Source organism: Lactobacillus amylovorus DSM 20531 (genome assembly GCF_002706375.1).
GTDB classification, from domain to species: domain Bacteria; phylum Bacillota; class Bacilli; order Lactobacillales; family Lactobacillaceae; genus Lactobacillus; species Lactobacillus amylovorus.
In genome coordinates this window covers 1730500-1752046 of the sequence record NZ_CP017706.1, presented here as the reverse complement: position 1 = coordinate 1752046, position 21547 = coordinate 1730500, and the positions used below count along the sequence as shown (strand labels likewise).

Below are 21547 nucleotides of genomic sequence, written 5' to 3'. Positions count from 1 at the left end.
CTCCTAAGCCTTAATTACCATTGTTTCCGTTGTTGCCACCGCCGTTGTTACCACCAGCGTTACCTTGGGTAGTAGTTGATGATTGCGCAGCAGATGATTGTTGTGTTTGTCTGCTTTGTTCATTAGCTTGACTACTTTGAGTAGTTGATGATTGCGTACGGCTACTTTGAGTTTCAGTTCTGCTAGTAGTGGTTTTGCTACTTTGAGTTTGGCTGCTTTGAGTATTTGAACCACCGTTGTTAGTAGAATTGTTATCGTTTGTGTTGTTTGAATCGTTTTGGGTATTAGAATTATGTGAAGTTCTCTTAGCCTTACCAATCAACAAAGTAATGGTACGGTATGCATTGTTTGGTGCATAAGGAATCTTCTTGCCACCGATGGTAATTGAAGTACCATTGTCGTTACCTAAAGTTATTACTACTCGTTGTACATTAGATGGGAGAGCCACAGTATGCTTTTGCTTAGCGATTAAAGTTGATTGCCAAATAGTATTGCCGTCAGTAGATACGCTAGCAGAAATATTTTGAGTTGAGCCTGCACGAACAACTAAACGACGGTTATTCTTCAAACCAGTAACACGGTATTCGTTATCACTGATCTTCTTAACCCTAACTTGACTTACAGCCACCTTCTTAGCTGGCTTCTTTGATGAAGAAGATGATGATTTTTGTGATGAAACAGTTACACCACTATTATCTGCTTCATTTTGTTGACCACCAGATGATAAGCGTGCATATAAGACATATACAACCAAGATTACGATAATAACACCAAGGCCGATCGCAATCCGTGGCAAGTAATTCTTCCACAGATTCTTCTTATTATCAGTAGTCTCACGTACTTCTTCACTCTTATTGTCAATCGAGTTTTCTACGTATTCATCCGGCTTGGATTCAGGAATATCTTCATGATAGTCGCTAAGAAGTTCCTTACCATCTAAGCCAACAACTTGAGCATATTGTCTAATAAATGCTCTAACGTAAAAATCACCTGGAAGCTTATCAAATTCATTGTTTTCAATTGCTTCAAGATATCTGCTTTGAATCTTAGTTGCCTTTTCGATATCTTGAATTGAAAGTCCTTTAGCCTCTCTGGCGCTCTTTAATTTATCTCCGATGTCTGCCATATTTACCTCTTCAAAATTAAGTTTAACAAATTGAGTATACCATAAAAATTCACTTGCAACGTCTTAGTTATAAAAGCCAGCCGCCAGTTACATAAATAGTTTGCCCTGTTAAGTAGCCGCTACGCTTATTTAACAAAGTCGTTACCCAATATGAAATATCATTTGCTTTAGCCCAACGTCCCATAGGAATCTCATCTTGTACTTCCTGAATCGTATCTTCAGAAAAGATGGCATTCATGTTAGTTTTAACGGCACCTGGAGCAATCACGTTAACCGTTAAATTATTAGATGCGACTTCACGAGCATATGCCTGGGCAAAACGCGTTAACCCGCCTTTAGTTGCGCTATAAACAGCCTCAAGCGCGCTGCCTACGCCGCCATAAACGGATCCTAGATAAACTATCCGACTATAGTCTTGCCGCATTAATTGCGGTTCTAACAGCTTAGTCAGTTTTATCGGTACAGTAAGGTTTACATTGATTAACTTAGTAATGTTATCAAGTGTTTCATCGCCTAAAAAACCGTACTTGGTAATTCCTTGAGCAAAGACAGCTGCATTTACTGGCAAAAGCTTTTTTACAAAGTCTGCCAGCTCAGCATCACTTGATGCAAAATCCAATTTAATTGGTAAAAAATCTTGACTAGGATATTTATCAAATAACTCTTTGCCTAGGTCCAATGCCGTTTGCTCATGTGAATTGTAGTGCAAGTAGAGCGACCAGCCTTCAGCGGCTAAATCTCGGCAAATCTCTTGCCCGATTCCACCGGTTGCACCAAACACAATTGCTCGCTTCATTCAATATCACTCCCTATCAGGATCTAAATAAGCTGAACAAATTGTACTATCTTTCATCAATTGTTTGCATAACTGATTAAATTCGTCAAAGCCCATTACTTGTAGCTTCTTCAAATTCAAATCCAAATTTTCATGATCCAGATTTTCCTCAATCATTTCAATTGCCAAAGATGAAAGATCATTCATTGTCCTAACAGTACGTGCTAACCATTCTTCTTTTTGCAAAGCAAAATTCTTCTCAAGAAAATGATATTCTTCAGAATTCTTAGCTACTGGCTTAGTCAACTCACGCTTTATTTCTTGAATTGCTTTGTCAGCTTGTTGGCTTACACCAAAAATGGTCGTAAAATCGCCCTGTCTAGTGTAATTAACTGAGATTTGAAGCGGATTGGTCAATATTTGTTTATCTCGCATCTCTTCAAACCAAGTTCCCATCACACTTAATTTTGATTCTAACATTATTTCAAGCAGAATTTGAGTCAAATCAAAACTTGATAATACTTTCTTAAAGTTTTCAAAACGAATACCAATTCCGAACGCTCTAGAATTTCCCTTTACAGGCAAAACTATGTCCTTCATTTCACCCACGGGTGCTTCTTTTTGATCTAGTTCTACCTTAGCAGCTTGGAAGTATTTTTCTTGTAATTTTCCAACTTGTCTCAAGATCGTCTTAACTTGGTTATCTGAGAAATCGCCACATGCAATAAACTGCATTTTTGCTGGGACATAATTCTTACTATAAGCATCAGTTAAATTACTTTTATTTACGCTAGCAATTGATTTTTCTGTACCAACTACCTCGACGCCTAAGTTAGAATGACCAAACATCTCAGTCATAATGGCATTATTGATGCCCCAAATAGGATCGTTTTTATACATTGCCAGCTCTTGCGTAATAATTGGTGCTTCCTTAGCGATGTTTTGCTTGGTGAAATATGGCTGGCCAACTAGTTCAAACAACAGATCAATCATTTTAGGCGTATGGTCAATGCCGCTGCAATAAAACATTGTTTCATTGAACGAAGTAAAGGCATTTACATCTGCACCGATTTCTTCAAATTTATGAGAAATGTCACCATCTTTTTTAGCAAATAATTTATGCTCTAAAAAATGGGCTGAACCGGCAACTTTTTGTGGATCACTGCTTCCAAAATCAATAATAATGCCAAAAAAACGTTGATAAAAATGTGGTTTTAAAATAACTTCGGCCTTAAAGCCTGATTTATATTCTCTCTTAATTATCTTAGGTATGATCATTTTAAAATATAGCTTTCATTAAAGAATAGATTTTTAACAAAATCGACCAATTGATGAGACGTTGCTCGTTTAATTGCAGCTGCACGATCAAAATTCGTATACTCAGGAAATAGTGCACTGCGCAGGACCTGTCCTAACTGCCAGTTTTGTCCGTCTAAGCCAATCTTAGTGTTACGCTCAAGCGATTTTTTAGACTTCTTAAACAAAGCTTCATCAATCTCTCCATCTGCTACCCGTTGCATTTCATTAAATACGATTCGTTTAGCATCTTCGATTTTAGCCGGATCAAGTCCAGCATTTATCAAAAACAAATTGTTATTAGCAAAACTATTTGCTTCTACATCATAAGCTGCGCCTAGTTTTTCACGAATTTGATTAAATAGCTTTGAAGATTGATCACCAGCTAAATATTGACTTAATAGTAAACCGGCAATTTGACCTTGATACGTGATTTTTTGCTTAAAACCAAAGCCCATTAATAATTGTGCTTGAGCATTATCTTGCTCTTCCGTCTTTTCAAGTGGATTATTTTCTGCCGGAATAGTTAAATCGTCTACCTCAAATTGTTTGATAATGCCGGCACCTCTAAAGTATTGGTTAACCAATTTGGTTAATTGATTATTGTCGCGGGCCATGCCTAGTACTGCCATGGGCACGTCGCGCAAGCTGCTAACAAAATTGTTCATTTCGTCTAAGCCAGCATCTTTGATTTCTTGAATTGGCCCCATAAAGTTTTCCGCATAATCAGGGTGATCTCGATACCATAATTTAAAGAAACGATCGATGGCATAATTAGCTGGCTGTTCCATTAGTTCATTATAATCTTCTTCCAGCTGGCGCTTTGCATAAGCAAGTAGATTTTGATCATATGAAGGCGACTTAATGATTTGACTAAGCGTCTCAATTATTTCGTCATATGTATAATCCGGATCAAGAATTTCAGCTGGTTCTACAAAATTAGCATAATAAGTAAGAATGATCTCTTTACCAAAAAGCTGTGGTAATACATCAAATTGCAGATCATACAGCTGGGCCAACTTCTGTTGCTGAGTAGCAATCGTTGGATAAGCCAATGAAGTGTTCATCTGCAAGCGTGCAAGCAAACTAGAAAAGGCAAGATTGTGACTAGTAAGTGGCAAACGCAAAAAACAGCCCACTACGGCTGTTGTAAATTTTTTATTTTTTCTAATTTCAATATTAGTTGTTAGCATTGTTTGAGTTACCTTCATTCTTTACTGGTGGCACCAATACTTGGCGCGGCTTTGATCCCTCTGATGGGCCAACGATTCCTTTGGCTTCCATCTCATCAACGATTCTAGCCGCACGGTTATAGCCTATTCTAAAGCGTCTTTGCAGCATTGATACACTGGCAGTTTGCTGACGACGAACCAAATCGACAGCTTGATTATAGAACTCATCTTCTGGTTCGTCATTATTGCCTACATCATTTGATGTACTCTCACCTTTTTTAGGAATCATTGTTTCATCGTAATCGACTTTTTGCTGTTTCTTAACCCAATCAATCACGCGTTCAACTTCATCACTAGCAATATAAGCTCCTTGAACACGTTCAGGTTTTGAAGCACCAATTGGCATATAAAGCATATCACCACGACCCAGTAGTTTCTCCGCACCAGTTTGATCCAAAATAGTTCTTGAATCTACACCACTGGAAACGGCAAATGAAATACGTGATGGGACGTTGGCCTTAATTAAACCAGTAATAACATCAACACTAGGACGCTGAGTAGCCAAGATCATATGAATTCCGGCAGCACGGGCCATCTGACCTAAACGAACGATTGCTCCTTCAACATCGTGGCCACCCACCATCATCAAATCACTAAGTTCGTCAACCACGACCAAAATATAAGGCAATGGTTTCATAGCTGGCTTAGTTTTATCCTGGTTGTTTTCAGCAACTTTGCGGTTGTACTCATCCATGTTTCTAACGCCGCCAGCAGCGAATAATTTATATCTGCGCTCCATCTCTTTAACGACTTTGCGTAAAGCGTTAGAAGCCAGTTTAGCGTCCGTTACGACTGGAATCAGCAGATGAGGTACGCCATTATAAACCGACAATTCTACCATTTTAGGATCGATTAAAACCAGCTTAACCTCTTCTGGTCTAGCCTTCATCAAAATGCTGGCTAAAATCGTGTTAATCGCTACAGACTTACCTGACCCAGTAGAACCGGCAATCAGCAAGTGCGGCATTTTAGTTAAATTAGCTGAAATGATGCTTCCTGTAACATCCTTACCCAAAGGCACATCCATTGGAACTTTTTTAGCCTTTTTATCTTGATGTTCCATTACATCTTTAAAGGATACTACGGAAGTTGCTCGGTTAGGAACTTCGATACCAATAAAAGGTTTGCCTGGAATAGGCGCTTCAATTCTGATATCTTTAGCTGCTAAAGCAAGGGCTAAATCATCTGCCAAGTTAACGATTCGACTAACTTTTACACCAACGGCAGGCTGAACTTCATACCGCGTAATTGTTGGTCCTAAAATAGCCTTTTTAATGATAACTTTGACGCCAAAACTCTTAAACGTAGATTGCAAGATCTGCGTATTTTTCTTGATCAAATCACGATCAGCACTTTGGTCGGTCGACTTAATTGGATCAAGCAAGCTAAGCGGCGGCATTTTATATGCCTTATTAACGGGTTCGTTTGTCTTGAGTTCCCCATGATCTACCTGGCCTAATTCTTGCTCTAATTTTTTATCTTCATCGGCAAATGAATGAGATTTAGGCAAATCCTTTTCAGCCTCACCGTGTTGAGGGGCAATTTGAATCTGCGGTTCTTGCTCTGGTTCGGGTTCAGGAGCAACATCTTGTACAGCTGGCGTAGTATCTTCCGTGTTCTCCTTTTCATCGTCATCATCAGGATCAAAATCGGCTACGTCAGGAAAGATTGGCTTATCTGGATCGGCAGGCTCATCTTCTTTTTTAGCTAAATGCGCCTGCTTTCTCTTTTCAATGGCATCCCCATACTTATCCTTTAATTTGGCTCCGGCTTCTTTATTTCTCTGAATAAAGAGTTGACTGATCGATTGAAACTTCTCAATAATCGTTCTGAACTTAACGTCAAAGAACATGAGAACACCGATCGGCAAAAGCAGCACGGCAAAAACGTTGATGCCGATTTGCCCAAGCAATGGATAAAAAATCTGATAGCCTAATGCACCTACAAAACCGCCCCCGACGCTTTCAGTTACGCCAGCTCGGCCAAATTCTGCAGACATTGCATGCCAAAACGAGTTCAAAAAACCGCTATTAACCAGTTCATGTTCAAAGTCTAAATTGCTTTGTAATAGCAGCACCCCAATAAAAGTTAAACTCAGACCAATAGAACGCTTAACGGTTAAATGAATCGGCTGATTATAAATCAAGTTTACTAGGCCAAATAATGCCAATAAGCCGCTTGCAAACAGATATGAGTCACCAAAAAGCATACGAATCACATTAGCAATTTGCTTGCCTAAAATGCCGAACCTCATAAACGCCAAAACTGATACTAAAATTAGTACCAGTCCTACAATGCTCCAATTTAAGCTCTGCTTTTTAGCCTTGCTTTTATTATATTTTCTTTTAGTTTTTATCTTTCTCTTTTTCCTTTTTACAGGCATGTACTCACCTTAATTAGTGACTAAAAGTTGGCCTTGAAGTTCAAGTTGACAGGTTTATCGAATGTAACTTGCGTAACTTCGTAAGTCAAAGTTTCAATATATTCAACTAGCGGTCTGCTAAGTAATTGCCAGTCAGCGTTACCAATATCAGAACCATCACCGTGATAATCCTTAATTTGAACAATTTGGTGAATTGCTCCGCTTACTTCGAATTCAACTGGTTCAGGAATTACGTCAAAGAAGACAGCAACATCGTAGTAGCTACCATTTTCTTCTGAGTGTTCATCATCACCACTGACGTCTAATTTTCTGATTCCTGGGTTAACTTCACTCTTAGCTTTGGCATTTTCGTCAGTTAAATCATAGTGAAATGATTGTACTGTTACGGGTGTTTGTTTTTCAAAATCCATTATTTATTTTCTCCTAAATTACGTTCATATCTTTCTGGACGGTCATAATCGTCTTTTAACTTATCATTCTCATAGTGGTGGGTTGTTTCCATGTTTGGAAAGCCTTGTTGACGAAGTGCTTCAAGCAAAACCATGGCCACTGAATTGGATAAATTATAGCAGCGAATATTATCAGACATTGGAATTCTTAAATTGCGGTCGTAATATTCACGCATAAATGTCTCAGGTAAACCAGTAGTTTCCTTACCAAAAACAAAGTAATAATTCTTATTCTTATCAGTGTAATCCACTTGAGAATAATTCTTTGATGAGAACTTAGAAATAAGATACATTTCATCGTCTGGACCCAATGTCTTTAAAAATGCATTTAAGTCATCGTGCATATGCACTTCAACTTTATCCCAATAGTCTAGCCCTGCACGCTTCATCTTTTTATTATCAATTTGAAAGCCTAATGGTTCAATCAAATCTAAGACAGTGTTTGTACCAGCACAGGTACGTGCAATATTACCAGTATTTGCTGGCATTAATGGTTCATATAAAACTACGTGATTTGTCATTCAAAAAGCTCCTTAATCAAAAAAGCGTGCTTTTAAGCCACGCTTTAAAACTATTTAGCAGTATTTTTCGTTGTTTTATCTGCATCCCCCGTGGTTAAAGAAGCAGCATCCGTTTCGCTAAAAATTTCAGATTCTCTTCGATAATAATTGTACACGCGAGACACAATAATCTTCAAGATTGCATAAATTGGAATTCCAAAAATTACGCCCCAAAGTCCCCAAACGGAACTTGCACCGATCAAAAGCAAGATCGTAGTAACAGGGTGCATGGCCATCTTGTTGCCCATCACCAATGGACTCAAAACTCTTGTTTCAATTGTTTGTTCAATTACAAAGACAACTAAAACTTTAACCAGCATTGAGCCAGAAGTCATGATCGCAATTACGATTACCGGAATCAAAGCAATTGGCGTACCAAAGTATGGAATCAAGTTTAAGAAACCAGCTAAGATTGCTAGTGCTGTCCCATAAGGCAAGCCAACAACTGAATAACCAATTGCAAACATTACGCCAACCCAGAAGGCAACAGTAATCTGACCACGAATATATGATGCTAATGCATAGTTGATGTCATAAAGCAATTTGCTGAAACTAGGTTGCCATTTTTCTGGTGCGAATTTTGTAATGTATGGACGAAGCTGGTGACCGTCTTTTAACATGAAGAACAAAATGAACGGTGCAGTGATTAAAGTCATCACGACCATCGTAATAATACTTACGGCAGATGAAATATTGCCTAAAGTAGTGTTAATTGCACTTTGACCTGACTTAAATAAAGTCTTCTGCGTATTGTCGATCATGTTTTTAATGCTGCCTCTTATGGGATGCAAACGCGGATCGTTCAATGCATTCTGCGTTGCATTAACAGCATCATTCCAAATATGCGGCCAATTCTTAATCAAAGAATTGATCTGGTTTTGAACAATAGGTACCAAAATATTGATAATCCAAATCAGGACAACAATTACGAATAAGAACAGAACAACAATTGTTAATACTCTCGGTACCCTCGCCTTTCTCTCCAGCCAATCAACCAAGGGATTCATAATATAGTACTGAATAACCGCCAATAATAGTGGTGGCAAAACCGCACTAAAGAAAACCCATGCTGGATTTAGGACAAATGATATCTTGTTGAAAACCCAGATAATCAACAAGAACAATAAGATGTTTAATAAAACAATGCTAAAACGGTTATTTAAAAACCATTTTTTAAATACTGTTCCGCCCCTATGATTTCGTTTATAATCCATCTACCTGTCCTAATTATCAAATGTGCTCGTAAACAATGTCATCGTCTACCTTAAAGTTAGGCATTGGTTGAGCAACATCTGGATCAAAGTAAACAGCATTAGCCAATGGAGCCTTTGATACTGGACGGTTAAAGAATAAAGTAGCGTGACCCAAGGCCTTCATGTTGCTTTCAACCATTGGACCTACATAATTTGCTACATAGGTTTGACCATCAACAGTAATGGTGTCGCCCTTCTTAAAAACAAAGCCGCTAACTGGGGTGCTTTCATCAAACTTTTGGATGACTGAAACGTCTTCCAATTCCTTGTTAGCACCTTCGCTAAATAAAATTACCATGCCATCTTTGTTATCGACAGCTTTTTTACCAATCTTTTTAATAGTTGAAATCCACTTCATATTAATTCTCTCCTTAAAAATAATTTTAGCATAAGAAAAGCCGCTTAAAAACTTAGGCGGCCCAAAATAAGCGAATATTTTTAATTATTTTTCTTATGGTACATTAACCATTTTCTTGCTTCTTCTAGAAGTACTAATGGGATTGGCAATAAGAACAAGAATAGCCAATCTGAAGCGAATAATGGCGTCGTATTAAACAACTGACGAATGCCTGGTGTTACCGTCAATACAAAGAACAAGCAGATTTCAAAGATAATACCGTACCAGATGTTCTTGTTGCTAAACAAGCCCTTCTTGAAGACAGAAGTCTTATCAGTACGACAGTTCAAAACGTTAGCAATCTGAGTAAAGACAATCGAACCTAAAACCATTGTCGTGGCACGCATATAAACTGAACCACTTGCCGCTAAAGCTTTGGTTGGCCAACCATTTTGCCAGTTAACAAAGAAGTATGCTCCAGTTGAAATCAGACTTGATAACAAACCGTACCAGCAGAATGATTTAATCATTACGCTCTTGTTTAACAGGTGCTCGCTGCGCTTACGTGGCGGCTGATTCATAATATCTGGGTCAGCAGCTTCAGCACCTAATCCTAATGCAGGAAGCATATCGGTACCTAAGTCAACGGTTAAAATTTGCATAACTGTCATTGGCAAAGGAATAAGACCGGCTGAGAACAAGAACAAAACTGATGGCACAGCTTCTGGCACATTTGAAGTCAAAATGTAAGTCAAGAACTTACGAATATTGCTATAAACAGCACGACCTTCTTCAATAGCAGCCACGATTGAAGCAAAGTTATCATCTGTCAGAATCATATTAGCTGCTTCTTTAGCTACGTCCGTACCAGTTTGGCCCATCGCAATACCAATATCGGCTTGCTTCAAGGCTGGTGCATCGTTAACCCCGTCACCAGTTGAAGCAACGACTTCGCCATTAGCCTGACAGTTCTTAACAATCCGGTATTTTTGTTCAGGTGCTACTCTGGCAAAAATTACTTCGCCCTTCAGAGCCTTACGCAACTCATCATCGCTCATCTTTTCAAGTTCGTTTCCTGAAATAACGCGAGCTTTATCTGAAGTTAAACCAATTTGAACCGCAACTGATTTAGCAGTTAACTTAGAGTCACCAGTTACCATAATGATTCTAATCTTAGCTTGGTGACAACGTTTAACAGCATCATAAATTTCTGGGCGAGGTGGGTCACTCATTGTAGTCAAACCTACAAAGACCAAATGATTTTCTGCCTCATCAATTGGCATCTTATTAATATCAACATCACGATCAATTACGCGATAGGCCAAAGCCATACTACGCAAACCGCGAGAAGCATAATCCGCATTGGCTTTCTTAGAACGCAGACGATCATCATCAGTCATCTCACGTACTTTACCATTAACTTGGATACGATCGCATTGCTTAATCGTGTCGCTGTATGAACCCTTAGTAAAGATAATATATTGCGTATCATTCCAGCGGTGGATCGTTGACATTCTTTTACGATCAGAATCAAATGGCAATTCACGCAAACGTGGATATTTAACCAAAACTTTTTGCTTATCAAAACCGGCTTTTTCAGCCATGATGATCAATGAAGCTTCTGTTGGCGTACCCAAGATCTTTGGCTTGCCGCCATCTTTAGCGGGTTGAACAGAAGTGTCATTGTCCAAAGCTGCAATTTGAACTAATTTATGCAAATCTGGATTTTCTTCATACCACAATTGCTTATTGTTTAGTTCAATTTGCCCATTATTCACATAGCCATTGCCTGTTACATGATATTCGTTGCTTGGTGTCCAAATATAGTGAATAGTCATTTGATTTTGAGTCAACGTACCCGTTTTATCTGAACAAATAACTGTCGTCTCACCCAAGGTTTCTACGGAATTTAGCTCCTTGACCAAAGCGTGTTTTTTGGCCATCCTTCTTACTCCTTGAGCCAGACTCAGCGTTACCGTAGGCAACAATCCTTCTGGAATAAAGGCAACGATCATCCCTAAGGCAAGGATAAAAGCCTTAGCGAAAGGATACTTAACAAAGAAAATTGCCGCGATTAAGAAAATGACACCGATCGTAATCGCAATAATTGAAATTTGCTTGGTCAAACGATTAAGTTCAGCCGTTAATGGACTAGTCGTCTTAGTTTGCTTTTGTGTTAAACTAGCAATTCGACCAAACTCGGTGTTCATCCCTGTCGCAAAGGCAATTGCTCGTGCAGTACCGGCACCAACGGTAGTACCTGAATACACCAAGTTGCTTTCCGCATAACTGCCTTCACCAGGATCATATTTAGTAGTCTTGGATTCTGGTACTGATTCACCATTCAATGCACTTTGATCGACTTGCATTGAACTTGCCGAAATAATTCTGGCATCCGCTGGGATTGAATTACCTGCCTGCAGGACAAACACATCCCCCGGAACCAGCTTTTTACTATCAATCTGTATTTTTTTACCGTCACGAATCACATCAACATAAGTTGGAAGCATGTTATTCAGCGCATCTGTGGCTTTCTTAGCAGCACGTTCCTGCCAAAAACTAAACAAACCATTGATGACATTAACTAACCAAATAGCAATACCTAATTCAACCGTACCTGAAATGATGGCAATCAGCCCTGAAATCCAAAGCAAAATTGCCATTGTACTAATAAAGTTTTTAAAAAATGTTTTCCATTCAGATTCTGCAGCAGCCTTTTTAATGGTATTTTCACCATATTTATTCAGTCGCCTGTCAGCTTCTTCTGACGTTAAACCATCAGCAGAGGAATGTAGATTGTCAAAAACGTCTTTAATATCAGTTTGAGCATATAGTTCACGGATCTTTTTTTCGTCCATTCTACATACGCCTCCTAACAAAAATTATTCGCTTATACTTATAGTTCTAACTGTATCACTTTTTATTCGAAATAGTCATAATCAGGCCTCCATTTCCCATGGTATACTTGTTTTAGTTAATATTTCTTTATATCAAATTGGAGGCCATATATGAAGGTTTTAATCGGAGGATATACTAAAAAAACTTCAAAAGGAATTTACGAATTGCCCTTTACTGGTGAAAATAACGATGCTCGTTTAGGCAAGGCTGAAAACATTGTCAGCGTTGGCGGCCCTACTTATTTCCAAAAAGATGGCGATTTAATTTTTGCAATCAATAATGCCGGTGACAAGGGCGGCATTAGCGTTTTTAAAGTAAATGAAGGCGGCTCAAACGAAGTTGATCGCTACTTAACATCTGGCTCTTCACCAGCTTATGTAGGCATCAACCGTGATAAGAAATTGCTTTACACTGCTAACTACCACACCGCAGTTCTATCAGTATTTCATTATAATGACAGTGGCAAGCTTGACTTGATCACTACCACTACCCACAAGCCTGAAAGCTTAGGCCCTCGTCCAGAACAAGCAGATGGTCCTCACCCACACTTCTTCGACGAAACTCCTGCCGGCAATTTAGTTTGCTGCGACTTGGGCAATGATACCGTTGATTTTTATCGCCTTGAAAATAATGAATTAAAGCACTTGGCACAATACAAAAACGAAGCTGGTTTTGGCGATCGTCACATCGTCTTTTCTAAAGATGGCAACTACTTCTACGTTGTTGGTGAACTTTCCAGCAAGATTAATGTAGTTAAATTCAACGAAGACACCTGGGACTTCGAAGATATTGCTACTTACAAGACTATTCCAGACGACTTTACCGACCATAACGGTGCTGCTGCCGTTTACATCAGTAACGATGGCAAATACATTTATGTTTCTAACCGCGGCCACAACTCAATCGTCGTCTTCAAAGTAAGCGATAATCATACTTTGAGCTTAGTTCAACGCGTTTCAACTTTTGGCGACTTCCCACGTGACTTCAACTGGGACGAAAGCGAAAAATACCTGGTAGCCGCAAACCAAAATTCTGATAACGCAACTCTTTATTTGAGAAACGGCGGTACTGGAACTTTAACCCTTATTCAAAAAGATATCGAAGTGCCTGAAGGTACCCGCGTTTTATTCACTAAATAATTTTTCAAGCTATGGCAAAAGCGTCATAGCTTTTTTATTGTCAAAAATTAAAGTAGAATAGAGTTAAAGACTATGTATAGAAGGTGACGAAGTGAAACGAAAAATTATTCGTATTAGTTTATTTATTTTAGGCGGCATATTAGGTTTGCTTCTTTTATATAAACTGTATTTAAGCTACCTGCCTGAATTAAGATTATTGACTAACTTTGATCACCACAATGAAGAGCTGCTAGTAAAAATGGTCCGTAGCCATGGTATTGAAGATCTAGCTTTTCTATTCGTTTTAAACACTATTTGCGTAGCCATTCCTGGTTTATCCAATGGTATCTTCTGTGTGTTAAACGGTATTTTGTACGGACCGGCATTTGGCTTTATTATTAATTGGATCAGTGATATCTTAGGTCAGATCATTCTGATGGAACTATTGCGGAAATTATATGATCTGAGAGACATCTCGCACAGCAAGATTTATAAATTGCTAACGACGCAAAAATATCCAATGATTGCTTTAATGATTGGTTATCTGATTCCATTCATCCCGAGTGCGACGGTTAGTTATGTCAATGTCATGATTAACAAAAACCAATTCAAGAAGCAAATCATTCCAATTGTCATTGGTGTTGCCCCATTTGCTTATATTTACGCCTACGGTGGCGACTCTATCCTGCACTTAGACAGCAGCCGTATCATCAAGGCCGTGATCATGTTTATCGTCATTGCCTTGATTGCCGCAGTAATTTTATTAATCATGAAAAGTCTTAAAAAGCACGCAAAAAAAGCTTGAGCATCGCTCAAGCTTTTTATTTATGGTTTATTTCAAATTAAATCAAGTTAGCTTCCTTGAGTAATTCTTCAACCCAAGTTCTCTTGATCTTCTTCATCCCGGTCTTCACAGCTAATTTTTCAGGAAGTGGCATGTCTTGATCAACCAACTTCTTCTTGTCTGACATGTAGTACATAGCATGAAGAAGTTGACGAATGTCGTAGATTGAGTCAAATACTTCTGGAACACCACGATCAACGTTAAGAAGTGTGTAGACAGCTTCCATAGCAGTTCTTACTGAGTATTCAGTGGTGAAGACAGTATCTCTGGTTGGTGATTCAGCGAAGTTACCAATGAAGGCAATGTTTACAGAACCATCTGGAACAACAGCTGGACGGTCACCATCATGACGAGGCATGAAGTAACTAGTGATGTATGGCATGTAAACAGGAACAGTGTTCATGTTTTCTTCACTAGCCATTTCACTAATTTGACTTTCTGGAACACCTAAGTGGTACAAAAGCTCTTCTGCAATTTCCTTACCAGTACAGTCAACAACTCTCTTCTTGATATAGTTACCTTCAGTGTCTGAGTAAAGTGCGTAGATCCAAACAACAATTTGGTTTGGCTTTTGACTCTTGAAGTGTGGTTGACGGTGAATGGTGAAGCTAAGTTCCCAGTTAGAGTCAACAATAGTGATAATACCACCAGTGTTAACCTTGCCATCGTACAAGCTACGCTTAGTCAAACGTTCAAAGTATGGGGCAAGCTTCTTGTTTTCCAAAGTTGCCGTCGCAGAAACAAACCAACTACGTTCTGGAATGTTTTCACAGAAGACATCTGGGTGACCAAATTCAGGATCTTGTTTGGCCAAGTTTTCCCATAACTTCCAAGAACTACCCTTAGCGTGAGTAATTGGAGCTGGGGTATTTTGGTTACCATAAGTTGAACTTTCAGTAATTGAACCATTGGTAATGAAGACAATGTCATCTGGAGTCAATGGAATTTCAGTTTCCTTGCCGTTTTGGGTCATAATGATCTTCTTAGCAATCTTTTCATTGCCTTCGTGATCTACCTCGACGTTTTGTACATGGCAATCATATTCAAATTGAACGCCATGATCTTTAAGATAAGCAAGAAGTGGTTTAACCATTGATTCATATTGGTTGTACTTATTGAACTTCAAAGCAGTGAAGTCTGGCAAACCATCAATGTGGTGGATAAAACGCATTGCATAACGACGCATTTCAGCTACTGAGTGCCATTTTTCAAAGGCAAACATAGTTGACCAGTATGACCAGAAGTTAGTCTTAAAGAAGTCATCGCTGAAGAATTCTTCAATTGTTTCTCCTTCAAGTTCCTTTTCAGGGGTCATGATCAATTTAACAATTTCGTTAGCGCATTTGCCCAAACCATATTGACCATCACTTGGTAAACGATCACCACGGTTGTAAATCAAACGACAATTTGATGAGTTAGGGTCTTCTTTATCAAGCCAGTAGTATTCGTCAAGGTATGATGCACCTGGAATTTCCAAACTTGGAATTGAACGATACATATCCCACAAACATTCAAAGTGGTTTTCCATTTCACGTCCACCACGAACAACGAATCCGGCATTTGGACGATCAGCACCGTCAAGCGAACCCCCTGCTACAGGAAGTTCTTCTAAGACATGAATACGTTCACCCTTCATTTGGGCATCACGTACTAAGAATACTGCTGCAGAAAGACCAGCCAATCCACTACCAATAATGTAAGCAGACTTTTTATCTACACCTTCAGGCTTTTTAGGATCTGCGAAGGCTTCATAATTACCATTGGAATAATACATAAAGATGTCCTCTTTTCTGTACACGAATAGTTTTATATTACACTTCTAATTTTAAAGAAAACGTTTTCTTTATGCAAGTTTTTTAGTAGTGAATTCTAATAGCTTTAGAATTTTTTATTAATTAGCTTTTGCCAGAGATTTTGCATATCACTTGGATCAGAAATTTCAACGGTTTTATCTTTTTCGCTATTAACAGGATCAGGAAAGCTTAAATAAAAACAGTTTAAAGCCTGACGGGAAAAAGAATCCTTTACTCCATATAATTGATCGCCATAAAGGGGATGACCTAAATAGGCCATATGAACACGGATTTGATGCGTTCTACCAGTTAATAAGCGCAATTCCACTAGACTAGCTCCCGGCACTTGTTTAAGCACCTTGTACTCTGTCTGAGCAGATTTACCATCTGGAATTACCCCTCGTTTTACACCTGAATCGATTTTGCCAATTGGTTCATCAATTAAACCAGTTAATTCAGTAGATTCAAAGTTGCCATGCACAATCGCATGATATTTTTTGATAAATCGCTCTTTGCCAATCTTACTAAAACGGGCATGGGCTACAGCATTTTTACCGACCAGCACTAAACCTGACGTATCACGATCTAGCCTTGTAATTACGTGTGGCTTTAAATCTTTTGCTCCCTTGCAAGTAAAATAGCCCATCAAACGATTAACGATGGCATCATTATCCTCATAGCGTGATGGAATTGACAACACACCTGCTGGTTTATTCAAAATAATATAATTCTTCGTTTCTAAAACTGGCTCTACCGGATTATTAGACGGCTTTAAAAAATCATTTTTCTTTTCTTCGCCAGTCACAAAAATCACTTCATCATTCGTTTTCAAGCGAAAGCTGGTATATCGTCTTTTATGATTGACCAAAATTAAGCCATTATTGTATCGAGCATGTTTCAATGCTTGATGTGAAAATCCTTTTTTTAACAAAAAAGAGCCCAATTTTTTTGGGTCTCTTTCTTGCACAATTAGTTTAAATAAACTAGTCATTTTTACTGTCTCCAATAAATGCGTCTTGTACACGTGACCAGAAATGATGGTGACCAAAACGATCAAATTGAATTGAATGATGTGAAATACGATATTCAATCTTCTTGGCATTTCTAACATCAATTCTGGCCCCGTCTACTGTCATTACAAAGTGATCTGCGTTAGGAACAATTGTAATCCATTGATCAGGTGCAATCACGATTGGAGCAGACAATGTTCTAAACACACGGTTGTTGATTGAAGCAATTTCTGTCATTTGCAGTGCTTTTAAGCGAGGATGGATAACCGCACCACCTAGCGACTTGCTGTAAGCAGTCGAACCTGTAGGAGTTGAAACACAGAGGCCGTCACCACGGAAGTTTTCAAACAATTCATCGTTGATATAAACATCAGCTTCCAGCGTATGCGATACTCTTTTAACGGCAGATTCATTGACTGCTAGATGATAACGCGTTTCACCAGATTCCGTTAGCGTCTTAATTTCAAGCAATGGATATTTAGCAACTTCGCCATCAGTTAACAGCAATGCGTCAACCATTTTATCGACATCATAATTACGCCAATCAGTATAAAAGCCTAGGTGCCCTGTGTGAACACCAACAAAGCGCACAGAATCAACTTGATTTTCATAACGATGAAAAGCGTTGATCAGTGTCCCGTCTCCTCCAACACTAATTACCACATCCGGATATTTAGCATCAAAAATGACGCCTTTTTCTTTAAGCAATTTTTTCAAATAGGCCACTGTTTGCAGCGTCTTATCATAGTTATTATGCGCAATTGTTACTTTCATGATTTTTCCTTACCCTTGTTTTTGGTAAAAATCTTTTGAGCTTCTTGGACCTCATCCTTAATTGATGACATTTCTTCATCAAGCTTATAAGCAGCTTCAGCGGTAGACTTTAGTCTCTTAGAAATATCGTCTGGATAAACACCCTTGTATTTATAATTCAAAGTATGCTCAACAGTAGCCCAGAAATTCATTGCTAAAGTTCTGATTTGAATTTCTGCAATTAAAGTCTTAGGACCCTCTGGCAAATATACCGTGTAGTTAATTACCATATGGTAGGAACGATAACCTGAAGGCTTGGCATTTTGAATGTAATCACGCTCTTCAACTACCTCCATGTCATCGCGAGCATGAATCAAATCAACTACCTTGTAGATATCATCCACAAACTGAGTAACGATTCGAATTCCGGCAATATCTTGCATGTCAGTCTCAATCACGTCAGGACTGATTACTCTTCGAGTCATTTTTTCTTTAATTGAATCTACTGTTTTTACTCTACCAATTACAAATTCAATTGGTGAATGTTCTCCCCTAGTTAAAAAGCCTTGTCTAAGGGAACGAAATTTAACCTTTAATTCGCGAACTGCTTCATCATAAGGCCACAAGAAAGTATCCCAATCTATGTCCATGAGAAAACATCCCTTTCTTAGCAAACAATATAATTTTAACATATAATTAAGTCGTAAGTTTGGAGGAAAAATTATGAGTAAAAATCGTGAAATCGAAGCAAAAACGTTATTAGCACAAGATGTCTATCAAAAAATCGTCAATAGTTTTCCCATTAAAGCAGATTTTGTTCAGGAAAATTATTATTTTGATACGCCAGACGACTTGTTAAAAGATCATCGCATCAGCCTCAGAATTAGAATTTACGCTGATCATGCGGAACAAACAATGAAGGTGCCTGACCTTAATCCTGTCCAAAAGAAATTCCATGAAGTTATCGAAATCAACGACAATTTAACTCATGCCCAAGCCAAAAAGCTAGTTGCACAAGAACACGTTGATTTTCAAGGCAACATTGGAGACTACCTTGACCAACACTTCTCTGACCAAAAAGAGCAACTACAACTTTTCACTTGGAGTAAAACCCGTCGTATTTTAATGAACGGCCTACAAAATTGTGAACTAACTTTAGATGCTACATCTTATCCTGATGGCTATCAAGATTTTGAATTGGAAATTGAAAACACCGATCCGGCTTTAATCAAACAAGTGCAAACTGAACTTGAGCATGATTATGGCTTTAAGCAAACAAAAGCCAACACTAATCAAAATAAAATTGCCCGCGCAAGCGCTCACAGAAAATAGTATATAGAAAATAAAGCATATTTTTTGTCACTGATTTTTTTTCTTGCTAAAGTAACAATGAATAAACCACAAAGAGGTCGAGAGTATGTTTGAGATTTTTCTATTCATCAATCCAATAGGGATTTACTGTTTTGATACAGAAAAACTAATTCGCAATACTGTTGATGAATTAGGGATTGATGTTTGCTACCACTACATTCCCATTGCTAATGTTTGTTTAGTTAAAGATGATATGATTCGCAGACGCCAAGATGGCCAAAAATCATCGGATATCAGCAGTATTTCTACTGCAACTTACGAAGCTTTGCGCAACTACCATGCTATTAAATTAAGCTATGGCAACAAGAAGGCACGCAGATATTTATACGAATTGCAAAAACATCTAAGTAAAGATGCTTCAGTATATACACCGGAATTGTTCCAAAAAATCATCGACAAGTTGAACATTAAAGCGTCAACGATTAATGCCATCAAACAGGGAGATTATCTAAAAGCCTCAATTGAAGACGATCAAAAACTAGCCAACCAATGGAACGTTAAATCTACGCCAACCATCGTTTTATTTGATGAAAATGATGATCAAAACGGCGTGCTATTGGATGGCCCAGTTAGTCAACAAGATTTGGTTACCCTACTAATGCCGGGCTGTGAAAAAGACTTTTCCGATTTTCTACCCTTGCAAAATCACTTGCGTCTCATCTAATTAAGACACTTTTTTTGTAAGTAATTGATTAATACATTCTCATCTCCAGGATTGCGATATTTAATAAAGATACTATTAGGTAAATCCTCTAAGCTTAATTTCTGTTGATAAAGCAGCTCTGCTACTTTTAAACCCAATTTGCTTTTCTGCTTAATCTGACGCTGGACATATTTTCTTTGGTTAACGGGATTGCCCACATACTTTTTCAACTTCGGCCTAAAATTCCAGAACTGTCTAATACCTATTTCATCGAGTACGAAGTATTTAGTTTGATAGCGAAGCTTTTTCGTAACTGCTTCTTGCAAAACATTAAATTTTAGACAAAAGCAATTCTTTGCTGGATTAACTTCTAAATAATAGTTACCCCATCTTTTGTTTCTCCTAAAAAAGATCAATTGCGTATGTTTTAAACTGTGCTTTAAATAGTGGAGCTGTCCTACGACCCAAATATCAGTTACGCCAATTTTCTGATATAAAGAATGCCGATGTTTAAATTCAGCATCACTTAACGGAGCACACTGAATTTCGAATGCTAAATTTTCAGCAGCTAACACATCTGCTCTAAGCTGACCATCGGCTAGTGGTATTTCTACTGCCGCATCAAATCCCGCAGCAGTTAATGCCGCTTTAAACAGCATTTTTGATTGATGATGTTCTTCTTTTTCACCCATTAAATTAGTGTAACTAGTCAAATGTTTGAAAAAAGCAGATTTTTTCTCCGAAACAATCAGAATTACTTTCTTATTGCAGTGCGGACAACGATATATTTCTTGATTTAATTTCTTTTGTCTTGAATTAACAAGGTAAGCTTCACTTACCGCAAGCACTAATTTTTTATCTAACATGGCTGCATACATATTTTTTCACCCATGTTTTATTACGCAAAAAAGAGACGGATTTTTCTTCCGTCTCTTTTTCTTTATAAATTCTTAATTATTTAGCTTGTTTAAGAAAGTAATAGCGAATATGACCTAAAGCGTCTTGACTCATCAAGCACTTACCAGTTTCTTTAACTGTGTTCATTTCTTCATCATCAATCTTAATGCCGTATTCATTGGCAATTGCCCAAGCATCAGCAGGCTTTAATTCAGCATAATCTTCATCAAGAAAAGCCAATTCCAAATAGTATTGACCACGTTGATAATACAAACTTGAAGCCAAATCGCTCACTCTCAAATTATCAGCTAGTTCAATTACATTGCCTAACTCAGTAAATTGATATGCATGACTCCTTTGGAACTTCCAATATTCATTATTATTACCAGCTGCACTGGCATTAGCTTCATTTTCTTCTTGCGTTAGCGGATCAACTTCGGTATTTAAATCGTCTTTTGGATCAAGATCGAAAAAGCTTCTTCTTGAATCGGAGTCCGCCTGTGTTGAATCACTATCATCGCTCATTGAATCACCCATCATCTTACGCAAATTATTTGCGTCTTCGGGTTGAACTTTAGTAATCATTAAATCAAGGCCGCCATTATTTGGCATTACTTGGAAAGTTACAGGCACACCCTTGGTAAAGGTATGATCTGTATCAACTTCTGCAAGGATTGAGTAAAAGAATTGTTGAATCTTATCTTTATCACCCAAAAGATCAAGGACTTTAAGGCCGCGACGTGCTAATTCTTCCTTATCAATTCTGACCCTAATTGTATTTTCATTAATATGATCTACTTGCACAGGAT

Annotated in this window: 20 protein-coding genes; 4 read left to right on the top strand and 16 right to left on the bottom strand. The window is 38.2% G+C overall.

Translation table 11 applies throughout. The features are described from left to right. Positions 1–10: 10 nt before the first annotated feature. The 10 genes from LA20531_RS09010 to LA20531_RS08965 all read right to left on the bottom strand — a co-directional run bounded on the left by LA20531_RS09010 (position 11) and on the right by LA20531_RS08965 (position 12269). Positions 11–1126, bottom strand: a complete 1116-nt coding sequence (locus tag LA20531_RS09010; RefSeq protein ID WP_056939481.1) for a helix-turn-helix domain-containing protein — start codon at positions 1124–1126, stop codon at positions 11–13. Between the two features lie 67 nt (positions 1127–1193). Next, positions 1194–1922: an elongation factor P 5-aminopentanone reductase gene (gene ymfI, locus LA20531_RS09005; RefSeq protein ID WP_056939480.1), complete on the bottom strand. Its 729-nt coding sequence runs from the start codon at positions 1920–1922 to the stop codon at positions 1194–1196. Positions 1923–1928: 6 nt separating this feature from the next. Then, complete coding sequence (locus LA20531_RS09000; RefSeq protein ID WP_056939479.1) at positions 1929–3179, bottom strand: M16 family metallopeptidase; 1251 nt, start codon at positions 3177–3179, stop codon at positions 1929–1931. Then, a complete protein-coding gene (locus tag LA20531_RS08995; RefSeq protein ID WP_056939478.1) occupies positions 3176–4390 on the bottom strand; it encodes a M16 family metallopeptidase in 1215 nt (404 codons plus the stop codon). The genes LA20531_RS09000 and LA20531_RS08995 overlap by 4 nt, the downstream gene beginning before the upstream one ends. Further along, entirely contained in the window at positions 4377–6812 is a 2436-nt protein-coding gene (locus LA20531_RS08990) for an FtsK/SpoIIIE family DNA translocase (protein ID WP_056939477.1), read from the bottom strand. Before LA20531_RS08990 ends, LA20531_RS08995 begins: the two co-directional genes overlap by 14 nt. A 20-nt stretch (positions 6813–6832) precedes the next feature. Beyond that, positions 6833–7222, bottom strand: coding sequence for a DUF1149 family protein (locus tag LA20531_RS08985; protein ID WP_056939476.1), 390 nt, complete (start codon positions 7220–7222; stop codon positions 6833–6835). Beyond that, positions 7222–7782: a tRNA (cytidine(34)-2'-O)-methyltransferase gene (locus LA20531_RS08980; protein ID WP_013437462.1), complete on the bottom strand. Its 561-nt coding sequence runs from the start codon at positions 7780–7782 to the stop codon at positions 7222–7224. Before LA20531_RS08980 ends, LA20531_RS08985 begins: the two co-directional genes overlap by 1 nt. Before the next feature lie 50 nt (positions 7783–7832). After that, entirely contained in the window at positions 7833–9035 is a 1203-nt protein-coding gene (locus LA20531_RS08975) for an AI-2E family transporter (protein ID WP_056939475.1), read from the bottom strand. 16 nt (positions 9036–9051) lie between these two features. Beyond that, complete coding sequence (locus LA20531_RS08970) at positions 9052–9432, bottom strand: PTS glucitol/sorbitol transporter subunit IIA (protein ID WP_056939474.1); 381 nt, start codon at positions 9430–9432, stop codon at positions 9052–9054. Positions 9433–9512: 80 nt separating this feature from the next. Beyond that, the gene (locus LA20531_RS08965) at positions 9513–12269 is read right to left on the bottom strand and encodes a cation-translocating P-type ATPase (RefSeq protein ID WP_056939473.1); all 2757 of its coding nucleotides are present in this window, start codon (positions 12267–12269) and stop codon (positions 9513–9515) included. Between the two features lie 150 nt (positions 12270–12419). Between LA20531_RS08965 and LA20531_RS08960 the strand changes: the two genes are divergently transcribed. Then, positions 12420–13448, top strand: a complete 1029-nt coding sequence (locus LA20531_RS08960; protein ID WP_056939472.1) for a lactonase family protein — start codon at positions 12420–12422, stop codon at positions 13446–13448. 91 nt (positions 13449–13539) lie between these two features. Further along, positions 13540–14232, top strand: a complete 693-nt coding sequence (locus LA20531_RS08955; protein ID WP_056939471.1) for a TVP38/TMEM64 family protein — start codon at positions 13540–13542, stop codon at positions 14230–14232. Between the two features lie 37 nt (positions 14233–14269). Here the strand turns inward: LA20531_RS08955 and LA20531_RS08950 are convergent, their stop codons facing one another. The 4 genes from LA20531_RS08950 to yjbM form a co-directional block, all read right to left on the bottom strand. Then, a complete protein-coding gene (locus LA20531_RS08950) occupies positions 14270–16045 on the bottom strand; it encodes an oleate hydratase (protein WP_056939470.1) in 1776 nt (591 codons plus the stop codon). A 104-nt stretch (positions 16046–16149) separates the two neighbouring features. Next, positions 16150–17055: an RluA family pseudouridine synthase gene (locus tag LA20531_RS08945; RefSeq protein ID WP_056939469.1), complete on the bottom strand. Its 906-nt coding sequence runs from the start codon at positions 17053–17055 to the stop codon at positions 16150–16152. After that, positions 17048–17848 carry an NAD kinase gene (locus LA20531_RS08940; protein ID WP_056939468.1) on the bottom strand — a complete coding sequence of 267 codons (801 nt, stop codon included), beginning with the start codon at positions 17846–17848 and terminating at the stop codon, positions 17048–17050. The genes LA20531_RS08945 and LA20531_RS08940 overlap by 8 nt, the downstream gene beginning before the upstream one ends. Continuing rightward, the gene (gene yjbM, locus LA20531_RS08935) at positions 17845–18477 is read right to left on the bottom strand and encodes a GTP diphosphokinase (protein WP_056939467.1); all 633 of its coding nucleotides are present in this window, start codon (positions 18475–18477) and stop codon (positions 17845–17847) included. Before yjbM ends, LA20531_RS08940 begins: the two co-directional genes overlap by 4 nt. Positions 18478–18550: 73 nt before the next feature. Here yjbM and LA20531_RS08930 point away from each other — a divergent pair, with 73 nt between their 5' ends. Beyond that, on the top strand, positions 18551–19159 hold the full coding sequence (locus tag LA20531_RS08930; RefSeq protein WP_056939466.1) for a CYTH domain-containing protein: 609 nt from the start codon (positions 18551–18553) through the stop codon (positions 19157–19159). 85 nt (positions 19160–19244) lie between these two features. Beyond that, positions 19245–19862 (top strand): DsbA family protein, encoded by a 618-nt coding sequence (locus tag LA20531_RS08925; protein WP_056939465.1) that lies wholly within the window; start codon positions 19245–19247, stop codon positions 19860–19862. On the opposite strand, the gene LA20531_RS08920 is transcribed toward LA20531_RS08925, so the two are convergent. Continuing rightward, on the bottom strand, positions 19859–20719 hold the full coding sequence (locus LA20531_RS08920) for a competence protein CoiA (RefSeq protein ID WP_056939464.1): 861 nt from the start codon (positions 20717–20719) through the stop codon (positions 19859–19861). The genes LA20531_RS08925 and LA20531_RS08920 overlap by 4 nt on opposite strands. Positions 20720–20795: 76 nt before the next feature. Continuing rightward, positions 20796–21542 carry an adaptor protein MecA gene (locus LA20531_RS08915; protein WP_056939463.1) on the bottom strand — a complete coding sequence of 249 codons (747 nt, stop codon included), beginning with the start codon at positions 21540–21542 and terminating at the stop codon, positions 20796–20798. Between the last annotated feature and the right edge of the window lie 5 nt (positions 21543–21547).